17 protein-coding genes are annotated in these 19,830 nt (G+C 68.6%); 11 read left to right on the plus strand and 6 right to left on the minus strand.

All coding sequences use genetic code 11. From position 1 onward, the window contains the following. Nucleotides 1–97 precede the first annotated feature (97 nt). Both ppk2 and pobA read right to left on the minus strand, forming a co-directional pair. Entirely contained in the window at nt 98–1,102 is a 1,005-nt protein-coding gene (ppk2, locus tag P2PM1_RS15915; protein ID WP_244293074.1) for a polyphosphate kinase 2, read from the minus strand. Between the two features lie 297 nt (nt 1,103–1,399). Continuing rightward, nucleotides 1,400–2,614, minus strand: a complete 1,215-nt coding sequence (pobA, locus tag P2PM1_RS15920) for a 4-hydroxybenzoate 3-monooxygenase (protein ID WP_186399736.1) — start codon at nt 2,612–2,614, stop codon at nt 1,400–1,402. A 178-nt stretch (nt 2,615–2,792) separates the two neighbouring features. Here pobA and P2PM1_RS15925 point away from each other — a divergent pair, with 178 nt between their 5' ends. After that, the gene (locus P2PM1_RS15925) at nt 2,793–3,599 is read left to right on the plus strand and encodes an AraC family transcriptional regulator (RefSeq protein WP_186399737.1); all 807 of its coding nucleotides are present in this window, start codon (nt 2,793–2,795) and stop codon (nt 3,597–3,599) included. Nucleotides 3,600–3,611: 12 nt separating this feature from the next. Here the strand turns inward: P2PM1_RS15925 and pap are convergent, their stop codons facing one another. Beyond that, the gene (gene pap / locus P2PM1_RS15930; protein WP_186387876.1) at nt 3,612–5,078 is read right to left on the minus strand and encodes a polyphosphate:AMP phosphotransferase; all 1,467 of its coding nucleotides are present in this window, start codon (nt 5,076–5,078) and stop codon (nt 3,612–3,614) included. Nucleotides 5,079–5,331: 253 nt separating this feature from the next. On the opposite strand from pap, the gene P2PM1_RS15935 reads away from it, so the two are divergent. After that, the gene (locus P2PM1_RS15935) at nt 5,332–7,425 is read left to right on the plus strand and encodes a bifunctional DedA family/phosphatase PAP2 family protein (RefSeq protein ID WP_186399738.1); all 2,094 of its coding nucleotides are present in this window, start codon (nt 5,332–5,334) and stop codon (nt 7,423–7,425) included. Here P2PM1_RS15935 and P2PM1_RS15940 read toward each other — a convergent pair. Continuing rightward, entirely contained in the window at nt 7,380–7,691 is a 312-nt protein-coding gene (locus tag P2PM1_RS15940) for a helix-turn-helix transcriptional regulator (RefSeq protein ID WP_244293066.1), read from the minus strand. The two genes, P2PM1_RS15935 and P2PM1_RS15940, sit on opposite strands and share 46 nt — an antisense overlap. A 163-nt stretch (nt 7,692–7,854) precedes the next feature. Between P2PM1_RS15940 and P2PM1_RS15950 the strand changes: the two genes are divergently transcribed. The 6 genes from P2PM1_RS15950 to P2PM1_RS15975 all read left to right on the plus strand — a co-directional run bounded on the left by P2PM1_RS15950 (nt 7,855) and on the right by P2PM1_RS15975 (nt 13,143). Continuing rightward, the gene (locus P2PM1_RS15950; protein ID WP_186387872.1) at nt 7,855–8,298 is read left to right on the plus strand and encodes a YeeE/YedE family protein; all 444 of its coding nucleotides are present in this window, start codon (nt 7,855–7,857) and stop codon (nt 8,296–8,298) included. Between the two features lie 3 nt (nt 8,299–8,301). Further along, complete coding sequence (locus P2PM1_RS15955) at nt 8,302–8,739, plus strand: DUF6691 family protein (protein ID WP_186395892.1); 438 nt, start codon at nt 8,302–8,304, stop codon at nt 8,737–8,739. Nucleotides 8,740–8,795: 56 nt separating this feature from the next. Next, on the plus strand, nt 8,796–9,689 hold the full coding sequence (locus P2PM1_RS15960; protein ID WP_186387870.1) for an MBL fold metallo-hydrolase: 894 nt from the start codon (nt 8,796–8,798) through the stop codon (nt 9,687–9,689). Between the two features lie 11 nt (nt 9,690–9,700). After that, nucleotides 9,701–10,141 (plus strand): TIGR01244 family sulfur transferase, encoded by a 441-nt coding sequence (locus P2PM1_RS15965; protein WP_186387869.1) that lies wholly within the window; start codon nt 9,701–9,703, stop codon nt 10,139–10,141. Nucleotides 10,142–10,272: 131 nt separating this feature from the next. Continuing rightward, nucleotides 10,273–12,057 carry a SulP family inorganic anion transporter gene (locus P2PM1_RS15970; protein ID WP_186399739.1) on the plus strand — a complete coding sequence of 595 codons (1,785 nt, stop codon included), beginning with the start codon at nt 10,273–10,275 and terminating at the stop codon, nt 12,055–12,057. A 9-nt stretch (nt 12,058–12,066) separates the two neighbouring features. Beyond that, complete coding sequence (locus P2PM1_RS15975; RefSeq protein ID WP_186399740.1) at nt 12,067–13,143, plus strand: hypothetical protein; 1,077 nt, start codon at nt 12,067–12,069, stop codon at nt 13,141–13,143. Nucleotides 13,144–13,189: 46 nt separating this feature from the next. Here the strand turns inward: P2PM1_RS15975 and P2PM1_RS15980 are convergent, their stop codons facing one another. After that, nucleotides 13,190–15,259 (minus strand): GGDEF and EAL domain-containing protein, encoded by a 2,070-nt coding sequence (locus P2PM1_RS15980; protein ID WP_186399741.1) that lies wholly within the window; start codon nt 15,257–15,259, stop codon nt 13,190–13,192. 177 nt (nt 15,260–15,436) lie between these two features. Here P2PM1_RS15980 and P2PM1_RS15985 point away from each other — a divergent pair, with 177 nt between their 5' ends. Continuing rightward, complete coding sequence (locus P2PM1_RS15985; protein ID WP_186387865.1) at nt 15,437–15,808, plus strand: septal ring lytic transglycosylase RlpA family protein; 372 nt, start codon at nt 15,437–15,439, stop codon at nt 15,806–15,808. Nucleotides 15,809–16,040: 232 nt separating this feature from the next. Here P2PM1_RS15985 and P2PM1_RS15990 read toward each other — a convergent pair whose 3' ends face one another. Continuing rightward, the gene (locus tag P2PM1_RS15990; protein WP_186399742.1) at nt 16,041–16,961 is read right to left on the minus strand and encodes a LysR substrate-binding domain-containing protein; all 921 of its coding nucleotides are present in this window, start codon (nt 16,959–16,961) and stop codon (nt 16,041–16,043) included. 187 nt (nt 16,962–17,148) lie between these two features. On the opposite strand from P2PM1_RS15990, the gene P2PM1_RS15995 reads away from it, so the two are divergent. Beyond that, nucleotides 17,149–18,369: an acyl-CoA dehydrogenase gene (locus P2PM1_RS15995; protein ID WP_186387863.1), complete on the plus strand. Its 1,221-nt coding sequence runs from the start codon at nt 17,149–17,151 to the stop codon at nt 18,367–18,369. Between the two features lie 257 nt (nt 18,370–18,626). Continuing rightward, nucleotides 18,627–19,817: an alanine--glyoxylate aminotransferase family protein gene (locus tag P2PM1_RS16000; RefSeq protein ID WP_186399743.1), complete on the plus strand. Its 1,191-nt coding sequence runs from the start codon at nt 18,627–18,629 to the stop codon at nt 19,815–19,817. Nucleotides 19,818–19,830 lie beyond the last annotated feature (13 nt).

The following is a 19,830-nucleotide window of genomic DNA, read 5'->3' on the forward strand; positions in this document are numbered from 1 at the left end:
GGCGTTTTCCGGAATCGGCGCAAGGCTCGGGGCAGGTTCGCCGCAGTTTCGGCCGCAACCGCGCCGGTTTCAAGCGCGGTCGCGACCCTGCCGCACTTTACAGCGACCGGGCGATGGCGTCCGGGGCTTCCCAGCCGCGACGCTGGTCGTATTCGCCGCGCTCATGGATGACGTTGGCGCGCCCGACCAACAGATCGTCGACGCGTCCGATCCGCTCGCCGTCCTTGTCCTTGTAGGGCATGGCGTGCAGCACGTAACGCATGGCGTTGAGCCGCGCCCGCTTCTTGTCGTCGGACTTGATCACCGTCCAGGGCGAATCGGCCGTATCGGTGTGGAAGAACATGGCTTCCTTGGCCTGGGTGTAGTCGTCCCACTTGTCGAGCGAGGCAAGGTCGACCGGGGACAGTTTCCATTGCTTGAGCGGGTGGACGTTGCGCTCGCGGAAGCGGCGGTTCTGCTCCTCGCGGCTGACCGAGAACCAGAACTTGATCAGATGGGTGCCGCTGCGCACGAGGTTGCGCTCGAACTCCGGCACCTGGCGCAGGAACTCGCGATACTCCTCTTCGTTGCAAAACCCCATGACCCGTTCGACGCCGGCGCGGTTATACCAGCTCCGGTCGAACAGAACGATCTCGCCGACGGTCGGCAAGTGCCTGACATATCTCTGGAAATACCACTGGCCGCGTTCGACCTCATTGGGCTTTTCCAGCGCCACGACCCGCGCGCCGCGGGGATTGAGATGCTCCATGAAGCGCTTGATCGCGCCGCCCTTGCCGGCGGCGTCGCGGCCCTCGAACAGGATCACCACCCGCTGGCGGGCATCCTTGACCCAGGACTGCAGCTTGAGCAGTTCCGTCTGCAGAGTGAACTTCTGCCGCTCGTAGTCGCGCCGCAGCATCTTGAAGCGATAGGGATAAGCGCCCTCGCGCCAGTCGGCGGACAGCTCGTCGCTGGTCCGTCGCGGCGTGCCGGCGGCCTTGGGCAGGCCGAGCGCCCGCCGCATCACGCCGGCATCGTCGGGCGAGGCGCCCTCGAGGATCGCGTCAAGCCCCTCGTCGCTCGTGCCGATGTCCTGCGAGGCGATCCGCTCGACCGCGGTCACTTCGCTTTCCTGTGCGGCAACGACCCGCTGCTCCGAAAGGCCGGAGAGATCGACCCGCCGCCCGCGCCGGCCGGAGGCGGCGGGAGGGCTGGTGTCCGGTTCGGCGAGCGGGTCCGCTGCTGCCTGCCTGCCACGTGTGTCGGATACCTGCCGGTCGCTGTCTGTCACGCGCGCCTCCTCCTGCCGCAAAACCGATGCGCTCCGCCGGCCGCAAGGCGGTCCGGCGGAGGTCGCGGGGTCAGCCTGCACACTTTTGCAGGATTCGCCTTGACCGGCATCAAGCGTGAAACGCGACCCTCAATAGGGCAGGCCGACATAGTTCTCGGCGAGCGCCTGGCGGGCGGCGCGGGAGGAGGCGAGATAGTCGAACTCCGCCTCCTGCATGCGGGCGGCAAAGGCGCCGCGATCGGGAAAGGCGTGCAGCGTCGTCGTCATCCACCAGGAAAAACGCTCGGCTTTCCAGACCCTTGCCAGCGCGCGCTCGGAATAGGCGACAAGGCCGCTGTCGTCGCCGCACGCGTAATGAGCGATCAACGCCTCGGAGAGGTAGTGAATGTCGGAGGCCGCGAGATTGAGGCCCTTGGCGCCGGTCGGCGGCACGATATGGGCGGCGTCTCCGGCAAGGAACAGCCGGCCGAAGCGCATCGGCTCGGCGACGAAGGAGCGCAAGGGCGCGATGCTCTTCTCGATCGACGGACCGGTGACCAGGCGGCCGGCGATGTCGGCGGGCAGGCGGGAGACCAGTTCCGTCCAGAAGCGATCGTCGGACCAGTCTTCGACCTTCTCGTCGAGCGGGCACTGGACATAGTAGCGGCTGCGCGTGCGCGAGCGCATCGAGCACAGCGCGAAACCGCGCTCGTGGCCGGCATAGACCAGTTCGTCATGCACCGGCGGCACGTCGGCGAGCAGCCCGAGCCAGCCGAACGGATAGACCATCTCGAACAGCCGCAGCCGGTCGGCGGGGATAGACCGGCGCGAGACCCCGTGAAACCCGTCGCAGCCGGCGACGAAATCGCATTCGATGCGGTGATATCTTTCGCCGAGGCGGAAGGTGACGAAGGGCCGCCCGCCCTCCAGATCGTGCAGTTGAACGTGCTCCGCCTCGTGCAGCACCGTGCCGCCCATGGCATCCCGTGCTTCGTAAAGGTCTGCCGTCACCTCGGTCTGGCCATAGACCATGACGGTCTTGCCCTCAGTGAGATCGGCAAGGTCGATACGCAGGCGCCGGTCATGGAACGAGATCTCGACGCCGTCATGGACAAGCCCCTCGCGGTCCATGCGGGCGCCGACGCCGGCCCGGCGCAGCAGGTCGACCGCCCCCTGTTCCAGCACGCCGGCGCGGATCCGCGACAGAACATAGGCGCGGGAGCGGCGCTCCAGCACCACATTGGCGATGCCGGCAAGATGCAGAAGCTGGGACAGCAGCAGGCCGGAGGGACCGCCGCCGACAATGACGACCCCGGTGCGGGCGGGAACGTCGGCGGGGCTGCAGCCGGAAAGATCGGGGGTCATGCGCACGGATCCTTGACGCGATCGGCCCGCGAGCGGGCCTGCCAGTGTGCCGAGAATGGGCGCGAAGCACTGGACAAGGGAATGCAGAATTCGGTCAAATATAGGGATGAATCGAACATTCCAGGCTGCGCCGGATTACGGACTCTATGGGGAACCGGTGGGGTCCGGCTTTCCCGACATGCTCCATATCGAACATCTCTCGGTTCGCAGCGGACCCCGCCGCTGGCGCATCGCCCGGCACCGGCACCCGTCGCTGCACCAGCTCTTCTGGATCGAGCGCGGCGGCGGCGTGCTGCTCGGTGAGGGGGGCGAGAGCGCGCTGGCCGGCGGCGACGTCCTGAACATGCCGGCAGGCGTTGCCCATGGCTTCCGCTTCCTGCCGGGCAGTGCCGGCATGGTGCTGACCCTGCCGGTGGCGGTGTTCGAGCCGATCCGCGCCCGCATCGATCCGCAGGGGCGGCTGCTTGCCCCGTGCAGGGGCCGGGCGCGCACCGCGCCGCCGGAGATGGAAGCGGTCCAGGCGGAGTTGCTGGGGCGGCGGGCGGGGCGGGACGAGGCGCTGGCGGCGCTGGCGGCGCTGACCTTCATTTGGGTGCTGAGGCGGCTCGACGCGGGTCCGGACACGGCAAGCCCGGCGGCCAGCGGCCAGGCGGCGGCGCGGCTGGCGGGGCGTTTCCAGGCGCTGGTCGACGCCCATTACCGGCACTGGCACGGGCTCGGCCCCTATGCCGCGGCGCTGGCGGTGACGGTGCCGCACCTGACGCGGGCCTGCCGACAGGTGCTCGGCCAGCCCGCCTCCGCCGTGCTGCGGGGTCGGCAGATGCTGGAGGCGCGGCGGCTGCTCGCCTACACTCAGACAAGCGTCGCCGACATCGCCTACAGGCTCGGCTTTGCCGATCCGGGGCATTTTTCCCGTGTCTTCTCGGCCGCCACCGGCCTGTCGCCGAGCGCCTTCCGCGCCGGCTTCACCTCCGGCGCGGACTGAGGCGCCACGCCCTCACAAGGCCTGTTCGAGCCGTCCGACGAGTTGGCGCAGCATCTCGACGCGGGCGAATCGCTTGTCCTCGGCGGCGACCAGATGCCAGGGCGCGAGGCGGGTCGAGGTGCGGTCGACCATGTCGCCGGCGGCCTCGGCATAGTGATCCCATTTCAGCCGGTTGCGCCAATCGTCATCGGTGAGCTTGAACTGCTTGTAGGGGACCTCCTCGCGCTCCTTGAAGCGGGCAAGCTGTTCCTGCCGGCTGATCGCCAGCCAGAACTTGACGACGATGGCTCCGGCATCCGCGAGTTCGGCCTCGAACTCGTTGATTTCGTTGTAGGCGCGCGACCAGGCCGCCTCGCTGCAAAAGCCCTCGACCCGCTCCACCAGCACCCGCCCGTACCAGGATCGGTCGAAGACCGCCGCATGGCCACGGCGCGGCAACCGGTTCCAGAACCGCCAGAGCCAGGGATGGGCGTGCTCCTCCTGGCTGGGGGCGGCGATGCGGTGGACCCGATAGCGGCGCGGATCGAGCGGGCGAATCAGGCGGCGGATGGCACCGCCCTTGCCGGCCGCGTCGTTGCCCTCGAAGGCGACGACCAGGGAACGGTCGCGAAAGGCCTTGCGGTCGACAAGCCGGGCGAGCTCGTCCTGCAGGCGGTCAAGTTCGGTGCGGTAGCGGTGGTTGGACAGGCGGGCGCCGAGGTCGACCGCTTCCACCGCGCTGCGTCGCTCGACGCGGGCAACCACGGCCGGCAGCGCCAACGGATCGGCGGGGGCGGCCTCCAGCCGGCGGCGGATCGCCATTTCGACGCAGCGGCCCAGCGCCAGGTCGCGGGCCCGCGGCTCATCGCTGGGGATGACGATCCAGGGGGCGATCGGCGTGGAGGTGGCGAGCGCCGCCTGCTCGAAGGCCGCCTGGGCGCCGGAGGCATGGGCGATGTCGGTCCATTCGGCAAGGATGCGGCGGGCGCGGCCCTTTCTGCCGAGCCCCTTGAGCCGGCGCTTCTGCATCGCCGGCGTCAGCGAGAACCAGAATTTCAGCACCAGCACGTTCTCGCGGGCGAGCAGCCCCTCGAACCGGTTGATGCGGGCGAGGCGGCGCTCGAACTCGGCCTCGCCGATCTCGCCCTGGACGAAGCAGCGCAGCGGCTCGTTGTACCAGGACGAGACGACGATCGAGGTCTCGCCCAGCGCCGGCAGGTCGCGCCAATAGCGCCACAGGTCCGGACGGCCGCGCTCCTCGTCGGTCGCCTCGTCATAGGCGTTGCAGGTGACATAGCGCACGTCCAGCCATTCGTGCAGGCGGGCGATGGCGTCGTTCTTGCCGGCGCCGTCGACGCCGGCGATGACGATCAGCACGGAGAAGGGCTTCTTTTCGATCACCTCGAGCTGGGCGGCGAGCAGCTCGGTGCGCAGCTTCGGCTCGAGCGCATCGAAATCGGTGCGCGACAGGTCGACGGGAAGGGAAGCCGACTGGAACACGGGCACACGTCTCCTGCTGTCTTGTTTTCAAGCACCGTTTGATCGAGCACAAGGTGCCGTGCCCGGCGCCGCGATGCAATGGCGCCGCCGTCCGCACCGATCATGACCGCCGGGCCAGCCTTCGGAGCGCACAGGGAAAAATGCGTCTTGCGAGGATTGGCGAAGCAGGCCGCAGGACGTACATGTAGCGGGCCGCGACCGGGGAAATCCACCCCTCGCCAGCCAGGAACCAGTTCATGCCGGGCCGCGTCTCGTGACGGACCTTCTCAACCAGCTTGTCGCCTTCATCGGCGAGAACCCGACCCTCGCCAATGCGGTCGTGTTCCTGATCGCGATGGGCGAGGCGCTGTTCATCGTCGGCATGTTCGTGCCCTCCACGGTGGTGCTGGTCGGCGCGGGAACGCTGGTCGGCCTCGGCAAGCTCGATCCCTGGCCGATCCTGCTGTGGACGACGCTCGGCGCCATCGCCGGCGACGCGATCTCCTACTGGGTCGGGCATGTCTACAAGGACCGAATCAAGTCGGTCTGGCCGTTCAACCGCTACCGGACGCTGGTCGAGCGGGGCGAGGCCTATTTCCGGCAGCATGGCGGCAAGAGCGTTTTCATCGGCCGCTTCGTGCCGGGGGTGAAGGCGATCGTGCCGGGCATCGCCGGCATGGTCGGCATGCCGGTCGGCCGCTTCACCTTCATCAACGTCACCTCGGCGATCGCCTGGGCCATCGTCCATCTCGGCCCCGGCGTCATCGCCGGCACCGCCTTCAGCGCTCTCGGCGCGATCAGCGGCCGGCTGGCGACGGTGCTCGGCGTGCTCTTGGTGCTGCTGTTCGTCGCGGTGATGATCGCCCGCTGGCTGATCCTGATCGTGCTGCCGCTCTATGCCGGCAGCCGGCTGAGGACCGTCGAATGGCTGGGCCGGCACGAGAACCGCGTCAGCCGGTGGTTCGCCCGCATGCTCGACCCGGCGCATCCGCGCTCGGCCGGCATGATCGTGTCGGCGCTGCTGCTGATCGTCACGGTGCCGCTGTTCGTGGCGCTGGCCGCGGCGATCTCGCCCGACAATGGGCTGAGCCGCGCCGACACGGCGATCCGCAACCTGTTCCAGGACCTGCGCACCCCGGTCGGCGACGACATCATGACCTTCATCACCATGCTCGGCGACGGGGTGGTGATCGCCGCCGTGGCGGCGGTGGTGATCGCCTATCTGTTCGCCCGCAAGGCCTGGCGCCGGGCAACCGGGCTGATGATCGCGATCGCCGGCGCGGCGGTGTTCGTGCCGCTGTTCAAGATGCTGTTCCAGCGCGAGCGGCCGATCGACATCTACACCGGCGCCGACGCGCTGTCCTTTCCCTCCGGCCATGCGACGCTGACCGTGGTGCTGTTCGGCATCGTCGCGGTGCTGGTCGCGCACGACCGCTCTCCGCTGACCAAGGCCGGGATCTTCTCGCTGGCCGTGCCGCTGATCGGCGCCGTCGCCTTCTCCCGCATCTATCTCGGCGCGCACTGGATGAGCGACGTGGTCGGCGGCATCACCTTCGGCACGGCGATGGTCGCCGCCTTCGCCTTCGTCTTCGGCTCGGTGCACAACGAGAAGATCGGCCGCTGGTCGCTGGCGGCCTTGACGGCAGCGACGCTGTCGGTGGTCGGCGGCATTCACATGGCGCGCAATTTCGACCAGGCGCGGGAGATGTACCGCCCGAGCATGCCGGTGGAGATCCTGAGCGCGGACGAATGGCTGTCCGGCGGCTGGCAAAAGCTGCCGACGCACCGGATCGAACTCAGCGGCGAGCAGGAGGAACCGCTGATCCTGCAATGGAGCGGCGACCCGCAGGCGCTGGCCGAAGCCCTCGCGCAGGACGGCTACCGTCCGGCGCCCGGCTGGTCGCTCGTCACCTTCACCGGCTTCCTGACCGGACAGACGGCGGCCGAAGACCTGCCGGCGCTGCCGCGCATCCAGAACGGACGCGGCGCCGATCTGGTGCTGGTGCGCCGCGACGGCGACGACACCGACGGCACGCAAGGCGGGCGCTGGGTGCTGCGGCTCTGGCCGACGCGGTTCGAGGTGATGACGCAGACCGGCGAACGGCTGCCGCTCAGGGTCGGCTCGCTGATTCACGAGCGCATCCTGCGGCCGCTCAACGAGTTGTCGGCCCCGCGCGCCGACCGCGACCTGCCGCAGGCGGACGAGAACCCGCTGAACGACCTGCCGGGGATCGTGCTGAGGATGCGGCGGGACGGCTCGACCGTGGCGCTGGGAGGACCGGCGGCGATGCGCCCGGCAAGCCCGGCGGATCCGCTGCCGGATCAGGCTCCCGCTTCGACGCCCGGCGCGGAAGGGGCGGCGCAATAGATGCCGTAAAGCGCCTCGAGAACGGCAAGAACCTCGTCGCCGGCCAGCCGATAATAGACGGTCTGGCCGTCGCGGCGGGCCTCCACCAGGCCCTGGGCGCGCATCCTGGCGAGATGCTGGGACAAGGCAGACTGGCTGAGGCCGACCCGCTCGGCCAGCGCGCCGACGCAATGCTCCCCGCGCACCAGATGGCACAGCACCAGCAGGCGGCGGCTGTTGGCCATCGCGGCGAGGAGAGCGGCGGCCTCGTCGGCCTTATTTTCCATGTCTTGAATATTCATGCTTGCTAATTTATTGCCCCTTTATATATTTGCAATCCGAGGAAGCCCTGATGGGTCAGCAAGTCGCAACCACACAAGGTGCCATTGACACCGCAGGCTCTTCGTTCTCCCGAGATCTCCGCCACCCCCCGTTCCGCGAGACATCGACATGAGCGAGTTCACACCCTTTTCTTCCGCCGCCGGCGGCGCGCTGATCGGCCTCTCCGCCGTCATGCTGATGGCGCTGCTTGGCCGTATCGCCGGCATCAGCGGCATCATCGGCGGCCTGCTGCCCCCCTATGCAACCGGGTCCGTCGCGGCCGCAGAGAGGGGCTGGCGCCTGGCCTTCCTTGTCGGCATGATCGCCTCGCCGCTGGTGCTGCTGGCGGCAACCGGCAGCCTGCCCCAGATCGAGGTGCCCGTGTCGCTGCCGATGCTGGTGGCTGGCGGCCTGATCGCCGGTGTTGGCGTGTCCTATGCGAGCGGCTGCCCCTCCGGGCACGGCGTGTGCGGCATGGCGCGCTTCTCGAAGCGCTCGATCACCGCCACCTTGACCTTCATGGCGACCACGGCCGCCACCGTCTTCATCGTCCGCCACATCGCCGGAGCCTGACCGATGACCCGAATCCTTCCCGCCTTCCTCATCGGCCTTCTGTTCGGCACCGGCATCCTGCTGTCGGGCATGGCCAATCCGGCCAAGGTGCTGAACTTTTTCGACATCGCCGGAACCTTCGACCCCTCCCTCGCCTTCGTCATGGGCGCAGCGCTGATCGTCACGGTGATCGGCTACCGGCTGGTGATGGCCCGCCCGGCGCCGGTGCTTGCCGCCGGCTTCTCGCTGCCGGGCACCACCCGCCTCGACATGCGCCTGATCGGCGGCTCGGCGCTGTTCGGCATCGGCTGGGGCCTTGCCGGCTTCTGCCCGGGCGGCGTGGTGCCGGCACTCGGCCTCGGCCGCAGCGAGCCGTTCGTCTTCGCCGGCGCGATGGTGGCGGCGATCGCCGCGATCCGCCTCGTCGAAGCCTGGCGGGTACGGCAGCCGCAGACCGCCTGAGCCCGCCGGACACGGCCTTTCACGAAACGACATCGACACCGATGGAGCACGACACGATGACCGAGACGACCTATCCCATTGATCCGACGACCCGGCCGGAGGTCACCGCCTTCTTCGACCCGCAGACCAACACCATCTCCTATGTGGTCAAGGATCCGGCCTCCACGGCCTGCGCCGTCGTCGACAGCGTGATGGATATCGACTACGCCGCCGGCCGCATCTCCTTCGAATCCGCCGACCGGATCATCGACTTCGTCCGCGAGAATGGGCTGACGGTCGAGTGGCTGATCGAGACCCATGTCCATGCCGACCACCTGTCCGGCGCTCCCTATATCCAGGGCAAGCTCGGCGGGCGCATCGGCATCGGCGAGAACATCAGGATCGTCCAGGACACGTTCGGCAAGGTGTTCAACGAGGGCACCGAGTTCCAGCGCGACGGCTCGCAGTTCGACCACCTGTTCCGCGACGGCGACACCTACACCGTCGGCGGCATGACCTGCTTCGCCATGCACACGCCCGGCCACACGCCAGCCTGCATGACCCATGTGATGGGCAATGCCGCCTTTGTCGGCGACACGCTGTTCATGCCCGATGGCGGTACGGCGCGGGCCGACTTCCCCGGCGGCGATGCGCATGAGCTTTTCCGGTCGATCCACAAGGTGCTGGCACTGCCCGACGAGACCCGGCTGTTCATGTGCCACGACTACGGCCCGAACGGCCGCGAGATCCGCTGGGAAACCACGGTCGGCGAGGAGCGCAAGCACAATATCCATGTGCGCGACGGTGTGACGGAAGAGGAATTCGTCGCCATGCGGCAGGCGCGCGATGCGACCCTGGACATGCCGAAATTGATCATTCCCTCGATACAGGTCAACATGCGCGCCGGCAAGCTGCCCCCCAAGGACGAAAGCGGCCGGACCTTCCTGAAGGTGCCGGTCAACGGATTGTAAGGACAGGAAGAATGCAGAGCGCACGGGTCGACGACACCCTCACCGTATCGTTCCAGATCCAGCCGGAGGATGTCGCCGCGATCCGCGATGCGGGCTTCGTCGCCATCATCAACAACCGGCCGGACGGCGAGGTCGCGGACCAGCCGGCGGGCGAAGAAATCGCCCGCGCCGCCGCCGAGGCGGGCCTCGCCTATGCGGCGCTTCCGGTCTCGGGCCGCGAGGGCATCACGCCCGACACGATCCGCGGCTTTCAGGAGGTGCTGGAGGCCGCCGGCGGTCCCGTCTTCGCCTTTTGCCGGACCGGCACGCGCTCGATCAACCTCTGGGCCCTGTCCCAGGCTGCCGATCGCGACCCGGCCGAACTGCTGCAACTGGCGGCGGAGGCCGGCTACGACCTGTCCGCCCTTGCCCCGGCCCTGCGCCAGATCGCCAGCCACGGCCTGCCCGGCTAAGGCCCACCGGCGCTGACGCCGGAGCCAGAGCCGCACGGCAGGTGGGTCTCCCCTTGCGAGGGGACCGTCTCGACGCGCCGCGCGCTTGCGCGCGGCGTCCCTTTTCCTGCGACCTCTATTCCGGCCCGGACATGACCCGCCTTGCCTCCTATCTCCCGATCCTCGACTGGGGACGCAGCTACACCCGGCACACGGCGACCGACGATCTGATCGCCGCGCTGATCGTCACGATCATGCTGATCCCGCAGTCGCTCGCCTATGCGCTGCTGGCCGGCCTGCCGCCGGAAGTCGGTCTCTACGCCTCGATCCTGCCGCTGGTGGCCTATGCGCTGTTCGGCACCAGCCGGGCGCTCGCCGTCGGGCCGGTGGCGGTGGTGTCGCTGATGACCGCCTCGGCGGTGGGAGAACTCGCCGCCCAGGGCACGCCCGAATATCTCGGTGCGGCCATCGTGCTGGCTCTGCTGTCGGGCGCGATGCTGATCGCGATGGGGCTGTTCCGCCTCGGCTTTCTCGCCAACCTCTTGAGCCATCCGGTGATTTCCGGCTTCATCACGGCGAGCGGACTGATCATCGCCGCCGGGCAGCTCAAGCATATTCTCGGGCTTGGCGGCTCCGGCAACACCTTGGTGGAGATCCTCGCCGGGCTCGCTTCCGAACTCGGCAATGTCAATCCCTACGCTCTCGCCATCGGCGTGCCGGTCACCGCCTTCCTGTTCTGGGTGCGCAGCGGGCTGAAACCGGCGCTGATCCGCGCCGGGCTGCGGCCACGGCTTGCCGACATCGTTGCCAAATCGGGCCCGGTCGCAGCCGTGGCGGCGACGACATTGGCGGCCCATGTCTTCTCCCTCGGCGACAAGGGGGTGAAGCTGGTCGGCCACATTCCCGCCGGGCTGCCGACCCCGGCGCTTCCCTCGCTCGACCCGCACCTATGGAGCCAGCTTCTGGTGCCGGCGCTGCTGATCTCGGTGATCGGCTTCGTCGAGTCCGTTTCCGTCGCCCAGACGCTGGCGGCCAAGAAGCGCCAGCGCATCGTCCCCGACCAGGAACTGATCGGCCTCGGCGCGGCCAACATCGCCTCCGGCCTGTCCGGCGGCTATCCGGTGACCGGCGGCTTCGCCCGCTCGGTAGTGAATTTCGACGCAGGCGCGGCAACCCCGGCCGCCGGCGCCTTCACCGCGGTCGGCATCGCGCTGGCCACCCTGTTCCTGACGCCGCTGATCGCCGACCTGCCGCAGGCGACGCTGGCGGCGACGATCATCGTGGCAGTGCTGTCGCTGGTCGACCTGAAGGCGCTCAGGCGGGTCTGGGCCTATTCGCGCAGCGACTTCGCGGCGATGGCGACCACCATTGCGGCAACGCTCGTCCTTGGCGTCGAAACCGGCGTCACCGTCGGTGTCGGCGTGTCGCTGGCGCTGCACCTTTATCGCAGCGCCCGGCCGCACATGGCGATCGTCGGCATCGTCCCGGGCACGGAGCATTTCCGAAACGTCAACCGGCACAAGGTGATCACCGGCGACACCGTGCTCACCTTGCGGGTCGACGAGAGCCTGTTCTTCGCCAACAGCCGCTTCCTGGAGGACCGGCTGACGGAGCTGGTGGCAGAACGGCCGAAGCTGCGCCATGTGGTGCTGATGTGCACGGCGGTGAACGAGATCGACGCCTCGGCGCTGGAGAGCCTGGAGGAGATCAGCCGGCGGCTGGAGGCCGCGGGGGTCGGCTTCCACCTGTCGGAGGTCAAGGGCCCGGTGATGGACCGGCTGCAGCGGACCGATTTCCTGACCCATCTCAACGGCAAGGTGTTCCTCACCCAATACGAGGCGCTCGCCGCGCTCGACCCGCGCACGACCCATATCGCGGAGGCACGCCAGCCGCGCAAGGCAACCAGAGCGGACTTCTGGATCGGCCCGGAAATCTGAGGCGGGAGGATGGGTGGCGGGACGATGGACGGCGACGCGCCGACAGGCGAGGGACACGATCCGGCAAGCGGGCTTGCCTGGCGTTTTCGCCCCGCGCCCGCCGGAGGCAGCGACTTGCTTGCCGTGGTCTTCTCGCAGGTGCGCGTGCCCCCCGGCCGCTTCGGGCTGGAGCGGTTCTTCTCCAACACCCGCCACGCCTGCCTGTTTCTCAACTGTCCGGACCCCACATGGTATCTCGGCTGCGAGACAGCGATCGACCGGGCGATCGATGCGGCGCTTGCGGCCTCCGGCGCGGCGCGGATCGTCCATTACGGGGCCTCGAAGGGCGCTTATGGCGCGCTCGTCACCGCGCTGCGGCGCGGCGACGGGCAGGTCTTCGCCTTCGGCCCGGAACTGCTACTCGGCCGGCCCGGCAGCCAGAGCGGCGCGGTGGTCCGGCCGGCGATGGCCACCGCCCCGGACCTGGCGCCACGGCTGGCACGGTGCGGCGAAGGACCGGAGCTGACGCTGGTCTTCGGCATTTTCGACGCGACGGACGCGGCCGGCGCCGTGGCCCTTGCCGGGCAGGATCTGCCGGCGCGGGTCAAGGTGCTGCGGCTCCTCTCCTCCCATGCCAGCCACGACCATCTCTACACGCTCAACATCGCCCGCAAGCTGATCGCCGGCTTCTCCCGCGATCTCGGGACCCTGTGCGCCGAACGCGGGCTGATCGCCGAGGACGGCACCGCCGAGCTCGCCCGCTTTGCCGCCTTCGCCGGTCGCATGGCGGCGGAGGAGCACGATAGCCAGGACGCGGTGGGGGAGGCGCTTGCCGACCCTTACGCACGCGTCAATCCGGGCTATGGGCTGGCGGTGGGCCAGGCGCTCATCCGCCTCGGTGAGCGCGAGCAGGCGGCACATTGGCTTGCCGGGGTGCAGGAGAGGGTGGACGCGATGCCGGGAGCCGGCGCGCTGCCCAAGCGCTGGCGCAAGATGGTGTGGCAGGCGCGGCTGGCGGCGGCCGACGCGACGACCCGCACGACCCTGGCGGCGCAGGCGCGCGAGCGGTTTCCCGGCGAGGACTGGCCGGAGGCGGCTCCCTGGTGAGCCGGCGGCGGCCGCAACCCGTCAATGCCGGGCTGGGGTGCCAGGTTCAGTGCCAGGTTTCGGGCGGCGACACGGCCTGCCCCTGGGCGAAGCAAACGCCGAGTTCCCTCAGGATGTCGAGATGCCGGGCTTCCGTCACATATTCGGCGACGGTCGGCAGGCCGAGCGCCTCTGCAAGGCCGACGACCCCCGAAACCGCGGCCCGCTTGACCGGATCGCCGGCAAGGCCCGCCGTCAGCAGCCGGTCGATCTTGATGAAATCGAACGCATTGGCGCGCAACTGGGTGAAGGCGGCGAACCCACGGCCGAACTTGTCCAGCGCGATGCGGCAGCCGAGCGCGCGCAGGTCCGCCATCAGGTTCCACGCCTCCGGCTTCAGCCGCGACAGCGCCGTCTCCGGCACCTCGAAGACGAGCCGCTCCGAAAGACCCGGCGAGCGCCCCAACCGATCGAACAATTGGCGGGCGAAGACCGGACTGTGCAGGGTTTCCTCCGACAGGTCGATCGCGATCGGTAACCGGTGGCTCGTTCCCGCCTCGAGACGGGACAGCACGGCATTGACCACCAGCCGGTCGACCGCCCGCATCAGGCCGTGCCGTTCGGCAATGGCGCGGATCATCGAGGGTCCGTGCAACTCGCCGTCCTCGGTGGCAAGACGCGGCAGCACCTCCTGCATTGCCGGCAAGCCGCTGGCGAGATCGACGATGGCCATGACATTCAGCACGAAGCCGTTGCCGGCGATTGCCCGTTCGACCGCGAGCAGGTGACGGATCTCCACCTTCCTGTCGTCGCCGGGCTTCCTCATGCCGTCATGCACGACGATGCGATGGCCTCCGGCCGCCTTGGCCTGCATGCAGGCGAAGTCGGCCCATTGCAGCACCCGGCCGACGGTGACGGCCTGCCGCGCGCCCTCCTCGTCGCCAGCCGCGGGCACCGCCACGGTGGCGATGCCGATGCTGGCGCTGCTGCGGAAGCTCATGCCTTCCCAGTTCAGGCGATATCCCTCGAACGTGGCCAGCAACCGGTTGCAGATCGCCTGAGCGGCAAGGGGCAGCATGCTGTCGATGATCAGGCCGAACTCGTCGCCGCCGATGCGCGCCACCTCGACGTCCTCGCCGGCCGATTGCTGCAGCAGCCGCGCGATATCCTGAAGAAAACGGTCGCCAGCGCCGTGTCCGGCCGTGTCGTTGACCAGCTTGAAGCCGTCGAGATCGATGAAGACGACGCTGAAGCCTTCGCTCCGGCGCGCCCGGAAGGCGGCAACGCGCCGTTCCAGCCCGGTCTCGAAGGCGCGGCGGTTGGCGATGCCGGTGAGATCGTCCTGCAGCGCCAGCCGCTCCAGCCGCTCCGACAGGCGACGGGTCTCGGTGACGTCGCGCAGGGTAACGACGACCGCGTCGATCTCGCCATCGCTGTTTCGGAAGGGTTCGAGGCGGGCGTCCATCACCACCGGAGAGCCGTCCGGCGCCGTCTCGTGGAAATCGTATTCCACCGCCTCGCCGGCAAGGCATCGGTCGAGCCAGGGGCGGACCTCGGCAGCGAACCGCGCCTCGCCGACAATCTCGATCAGCGACTCTCCGCGAAAGCTCTCGGCGGTACGGCCATGCCAGCGGGCATTGCTCTCGTTGGTGAGGATGTAGCGGTAATCGCGATCGACGATCGACAGGCGGTCCGACATCTGGGTGACGGCGCTCTCATAGAGCCGCAGCACCTCCTCCGCCGCCTTCAGATCGGTGATGTCGCGCCCATAGGCGGCAACCCCGAGCAAGTGACCCGCGGCATCATGCACCGGCTGGTAGCGCACGTGAAAGAAGCGGCGGCCCTGGCCGGGCACGTTGATCCAGTCCTGCAGCACCGTGGCGCAACCGGACAGGGCTTTTTCCAGGAACGGCGCACGGCGCGGGAAGGCCGTGGCGCCGGCGATCTCCTGCACCGTGCGACCGATCGTCTGCTCGCGGCTGAGGCCGGCGATCATCACGTAAGGTTCGTTGGCCTCGCGGATGACATAGTCCGGCGTGCAGAAATAGATGGGATCCTGAGACGCAGCGATGATCGCGGCATGCAGCCCCTCAGCGGGCCATGCCAGGTCCGGCCTTGCCGCGTCATCCGATGTCATTCGGTCCGCCCCCGCAACATCGTTCCACTTTCGCAGAAGCCGTAGCGGCATGAAGCGGGATTTGCCACAACAAAGTCATGAAAAACGGCCATTCCCGGAGGAGATGATCAATACCGTGTCGGAGCCGCGTGGCGCGATCCGCAAGATAGTTAGGATTGACAATATGGATTGCCGAAAATGATTCGCAAGCCCCGGGCCCGCCTGTTGGCGTTGTCGCTCTGCGCCGGACTGACCGCCAAGCCTGCCCTGGCGGAATGCGGCAGCGCCTCCTGGTACGAACTGACCGGGCGCACCGCAAGCGGCACCCCCAACAATCCGGAAGCCCTGACTGCGGCACATCGCACCCTGCCCTTCGGCACGCGGGTGAAGGTCGAGAACCTCGCCAATGGCGAGACCGTGACCCTGACCATCGTCGACCGGGGACCCTTCGCGCGGGGCCGGGTGCTCGACGTCTCGCGGCGGGCAGCACGCGAGCTGAAATTCCTGCGTCGGGGAGTGACCAAGGTGCGGGTGACGGTGACCGGCAAGGCGACGCCCTCCTGCGGCTGAGACCGCACGCCGAAGGCTGCGGCCGGACGCCTGTCGGCCGGGAGGCCGAAGCGGACGGGAAACTGGTCCTGACCGTGAGGAGGGAGGGGGAAACCCCACGGCCAGGACCGCCGCATCTCCTTGACGAAGACAGATCGATAGCAACAGGATTCGCCGCGGCTGCAAACCCGGAATCTTGCGTATTGCCGCTGTGCCCGTCGTGGCTGGCGAAGCGGTGGCCGCCGGTGGCGCCTCAGCCCGGCAGCGCAGGCCGGTCGCCGCCGCCGGCCGCCACCTCCCCCATCAGCCAGTCGCGGAACCGGGCAGCGACGGGGCGCAGCGAGCGGTCCTCCGGAAAGACGAGGTGATAGGCGGAGGGCAGCCGCAGCACCGTGTCGAAGAGCTGCACCAGCCGTCCGGAGGCCAGTTCCTCGGAAACGAAGAAGCGCGGCACCAGGGCCGCGCCGAGGTCGTTGGCGGCGGCTTCGGCCATCATCACGAACTGTTCGAAGCGCGGCCCCTGGAAGGCGAGTTCCGTCTCGACCCCGGCGCATTCGAACCACTGGCGCCAGGCGAGCGGCCGCGTCGACTGATGCAGCCGGGTGAGCGGCGCAAGATCCTGCGGCCGGCGGATCCGGTGGCGGGCGCGGAAGGCCGGCGAGGCGACCGCGATCACCTCCTCGCGGAACAGCGGCTCGGCAACGGCGCCCGCCCAGACCGGATCGCCGTAGTGGATCGCCACGTCGAACGGCTCCTTGGCAAAATCGAAAGGCCGCAGGCGCACCGTCACATTGAGGCTGGCGGTCGGATGGACGGCGATGAAGCCCGAGAGGCGCGGAGCCAGCCAGCGGGTGCCGAAGGAGGGCAGGGTGGCCAGGTTGAGCACGTCCTCGTTGCCCGCGAAGGACATGACCTGGCGGGTGGCGGCGGTCAGGCTTTCCAGCGCGCCGCGCACATCGTGCAGATAGAGCCTCCCGGCATCGGTGAGCACGATGCGCTGACGCACCCGCTTGAACAGTTCGACGCCGAGCCGGACCTCGAGATGGCGCACCTGCTTGGAGACGGCACCTTGAGTGAGATGCAACTCCTCCGCCGCGCGGGTGAAGCTGCCGTGCCGTGCCGCGCACTCGAAGGCGATCAGGCTGTCGACATGGGGAACGAAGCCGCGTTTCAAACCCTATTCCATCCGCTCATGAACTTGGGACAACATATCACTTTTCGCCGGGGGCGACAGACCGGACACTCGCGCCCGGACATTCACCCCTTTCGCGGGTCCGGCCGCCCAGAGCGGCGCGGGCCCTGATAACGAACGCACTCCGCCAGCAGCAGCGCCCGCAGGCGGATCGGAGGAGACCACAGCCATGACCGCACACGCATCCGTTCACAAGTCCGACCCGACCGGCGGCGGCCGCTTTTCCTGGGAAGACCCGTTCCTGCTGCGCGACCAGTTGAACGAGGACGAGATCCTGATCATGGAAACGGCCCGCGCCTATGCCCAGGACAAGCTGCAGCCGCGCGTGCTGGAGGCCTATGCGCAGGAGAAGACCGACCGCGAGATCTTCAACGAGATGGGCGAACTCGGCCTGCTCGGCATCACGCTGCCGGAAGACTATGGCTGCGCCAACGCCTCCTATGTCGCCTATGGCCTCGTCGCCCGCGAGATCGAGCGGGTCGATTCCGGCTACCGTTCGATGAACTCGGTGCAGTCGTCGCTGGTGATGTATCCGATCTATGCCTATGGCAGCGAGGAGCAGCGCAGGAAGTACCTGCCGAAGCTCGCCAGCGGCGAATTCGTCGGCTGCTTCGGCCTGACCGAGCCCGATGCCGGCTCCGACCCGGCCGGCATGCGCACCCGCGCCGAGAAGATCGACGGCGGCTACCGGCTGAAGGGCTCCAAGATGTGGATCTCCAACGCGCCGATCGCCGATGTCTTCGTCGTCTGGGCCAAGTCCGACGCCCATGACGGGGCGATCCGCGGCTTCGTGCTTGACAAGGGGATGAAAGGCCTTTCCGCGCCGAAGATCGGCGGCAAGCTCAGCTTGCGCGCCTCGATCACCGGCGAGATCGTCATGGACAATGTCGAAGTCGGCGAGGACGCGCTGCTGCCGAATGTTTCCGGCCTGAAGGGCCCGTTCGGCTGCCTCAACCGCGCCCGCTACGGGATTTCCTGGGGCGCGCTGGGTGCGGCCGAGGATTGCTGGCACCGGGCCCGCAACTACGGCCTGGAGCGCAAGCAGTTCAACAAGCCGCTGGCCCAGACCCAGCTCTTCCAGAAGAAGCTCGCCGACATGCAGACCGAGATCGCGCTCGGCCTGCAGGCCTCGTTGCGCGTCGGCCGCCTGTTCGACGAAGGCCGCGTGGCGCCGGAGATGATCTCCATCGTCAAGCGCAACAATTGCGGCAAGGCGCTGGACATCGCCCGCCAGGCCCGCGACATGCATGGCGGCAACGGCATCCAGGAGGAGTACCACGTGATGCGGCACGCCCAGAACCTGGAGACGGTGAACACCTACGAGGGCACGCATGACGTCCATGCGCTGATCCTCGGCCGCGCCCAGACCGGCCTGCAGGCCTTCTTCTGAGCAAGTGATGGAGGGCGGGGGCCCGCGGCCCCTGCCCCATTCCTCGTCACCGGCCTGCCGCGGCACAGGCTCGATCTCGGCGCGCCGTCGCACGAACGGATTGCACAACGACGCGTGGTGGTGGAAAACACCATGGTCTGATCCTGCAGGGTTCGCCTCACGCGCAGCTTGCACGGCCATTCTCTCCCCCGCCCGCGCGGCGGGCCCGCCACGACATGCGGGCCGCCTTTTGCCGCGCAGCCTTTCCGGAGCCTGCCATGACGCTCGCCAGCGGCCGCGAATTCCTGATGATCCCTGGGCCGACCACGGTGCCGGACGAAGTGCTCAGGGCCATGCACCGCCCGGCGATCGACATCTATACCGGCTCGCTCGTCGGGCTGACCGACAGCCTGCTCGCCGACCTGCCGAAGGTGTTCGGCACCACAGGCAAGGCCTTCCTTTATGCCGCCAACGGCCACGGCGCCTGGGAAGCGGCGCTGACCAACACGCTGTCGCGCGGCGACCGGGTGCTGGTGCTGGACTCGGGCCGCTTCGCCCGCGGCTGGGGCGAGATGGCGAAAATGTCCGGCCTCGAGATCGAGGTGCTGCCGGGCGACTGGCGCCGGGCCGTCGATCCGCTGGCGGTGACCGCGCGCCTTGCCGCGGATACCGCGCATGAAATCAAGGCGGTGCTGGTGGTGCAGGTGGACACGGCCTCGGGCGTGCTCAACGACATCGCCGCCCTGCGCAAGGCGATCGATGCGGCCGGCCATCCGGCGCTGTTCATGGTCGACACCATCGCCTCGCTCGGCTGCGTGCCCTACAAGATGGACGCGTGGGGCGTCGATGTGACCGTCACCGGCGCGCAGAAAGGGCTGATGACGCCGCCGGGCCTTGCCTTTGTCGGCGCCAATGCCAAGGCGCTCGCCGCGCATGAGACGGCAACCCTGAAGACCTTCTACTGGGACTGGACGTTCCGACAGGGCAGCGAGCACTACCAGAAATATTGCGGCACGCCGCCGGAGCACCTGCTCTTCGCCTTCCGCCAGGCGCTCGACCTGCTGCTGGACGAGGGGCTGGACGCCGCCCATCGCCGCCATGCGCTGCTGGCCGCCGCCGTGCGCGCCTGCGTCGCCAAATGGGCCGAAGGCGGGGCGATGGAGCTGAACATCCTGGAGGAGGCCCAGCGCTCCAACTCGGTCACCGTGGTGCTGACACCGGGCTTCGATCCGGCCGTGCTGCGCCGCTGGTGCCAGCAGACCTGCAACGTCACCATCGGCGGCACGATCGGGGAGATCGCCGGCAAGGGCATCCGCATCGGTCATATGGGCCATGTCAACGCGCCGATGGTGCTGGGCACGCTCGGGACGCTGGAATTGGGGCTCAAGATGCTCGGCGTTCCGCACGGCGCGGGTGGCGTGCAGGCGGCACTGGAGCGCCTGGCAGCGGGGCTCGCCGAGCCCCGCTGAACCGGGTCCTGGG

Origin of the sequence: Stappia sp. P2PMeth1, assembly GCF_900185735.1 — a bacterium.
Classification (GTDB): domain Bacteria; phylum Pseudomonadota; class Alphaproteobacteria; order Rhizobiales; family Stappiaceae; genus Stappia.

Coding starts and splice junctions, on each gene's coding strand:
- P2PM1_RS15985 (WP_186387865.1), top strand. CDS start 15,437: ATGATTCGCAAGCCCCGGGCCCGCCTGTTGGCGTTGTCGCTCTGCGCC.
- P2PM1_RS15970 (WP_186399739.1), top strand. CDS start 10,273: ATGACCCGCCTTGCCTCCTATCTCCCGATCCTCGACTGGGGACGCAGC.
- pobA (WP_186399736.1), bottom strand. CDS start 2,614: ATGACCCCCGATCTTTCCGGCTGCAGCCCCGCCGACGTTCCCGCCCGC.
- P2PM1_RS15950 (WP_186387872.1), top strand. CDS start 7,855: ATGAGCGAGTTCACACCCTTTTCTTCCGCCGCCGGCGGCGCGCTGATC.
- P2PM1_RS15965 (WP_186387869.1), top strand. CDS start 9,701: ATGCAGAGCGCACGGGTCGACGACACCCTCACCGTATCGTTCCAGATC.
- P2PM1_RS15940 (WP_244293066.1), bottom strand. CDS start 7,691: ATGGAAAATAAGGCCGACGAGGCCGCCGCTCTCCTCGCCGCGATGGCC.
- P2PM1_RS15960 (WP_186387870.1), top strand. CDS start 8,796: ATGACCGAGACGACCTATCCCATTGATCCGACGACCCGGCCGGAGGTC.
- P2PM1_RS15995 (WP_186387863.1), top strand. CDS start 17,149: ATGACCGCACACGCATCCGTTCACAAGTCCGACCCGACCGGCGGCGGC.
- P2PM1_RS15980 (WP_186399741.1), bottom strand. CDS start 15,259: ATGACATCGGATGACGCGGCAAGGCCGGACCTGGCATGGCCCGCTGAG.
- P2PM1_RS15955 (WP_186395892.1), top strand. CDS start 8,302: ATGACCCGAATCCTTCCCGCCTTCCTCATCGGCCTTCTGTTCGGCACC.
- P2PM1_RS15975 (WP_186399740.1), top strand. CDS start 12,067: ATGGGTGGCGGGACGATGGACGGCGACGCGCCGACAGGCGAGGGACAC.
- P2PM1_RS15925 (WP_186399737.1), top strand. CDS start 2,793: ATGCTCCATATCGAACATCTCTCGGTTCGCAGCGGACCCCGCCGCTGG.
- P2PM1_RS16000 (WP_186399743.1), top strand. CDS start 18,627: ATGACGCTCGCCAGCGGCCGCGAATTCCTGATGATCCCTGGGCCGACC.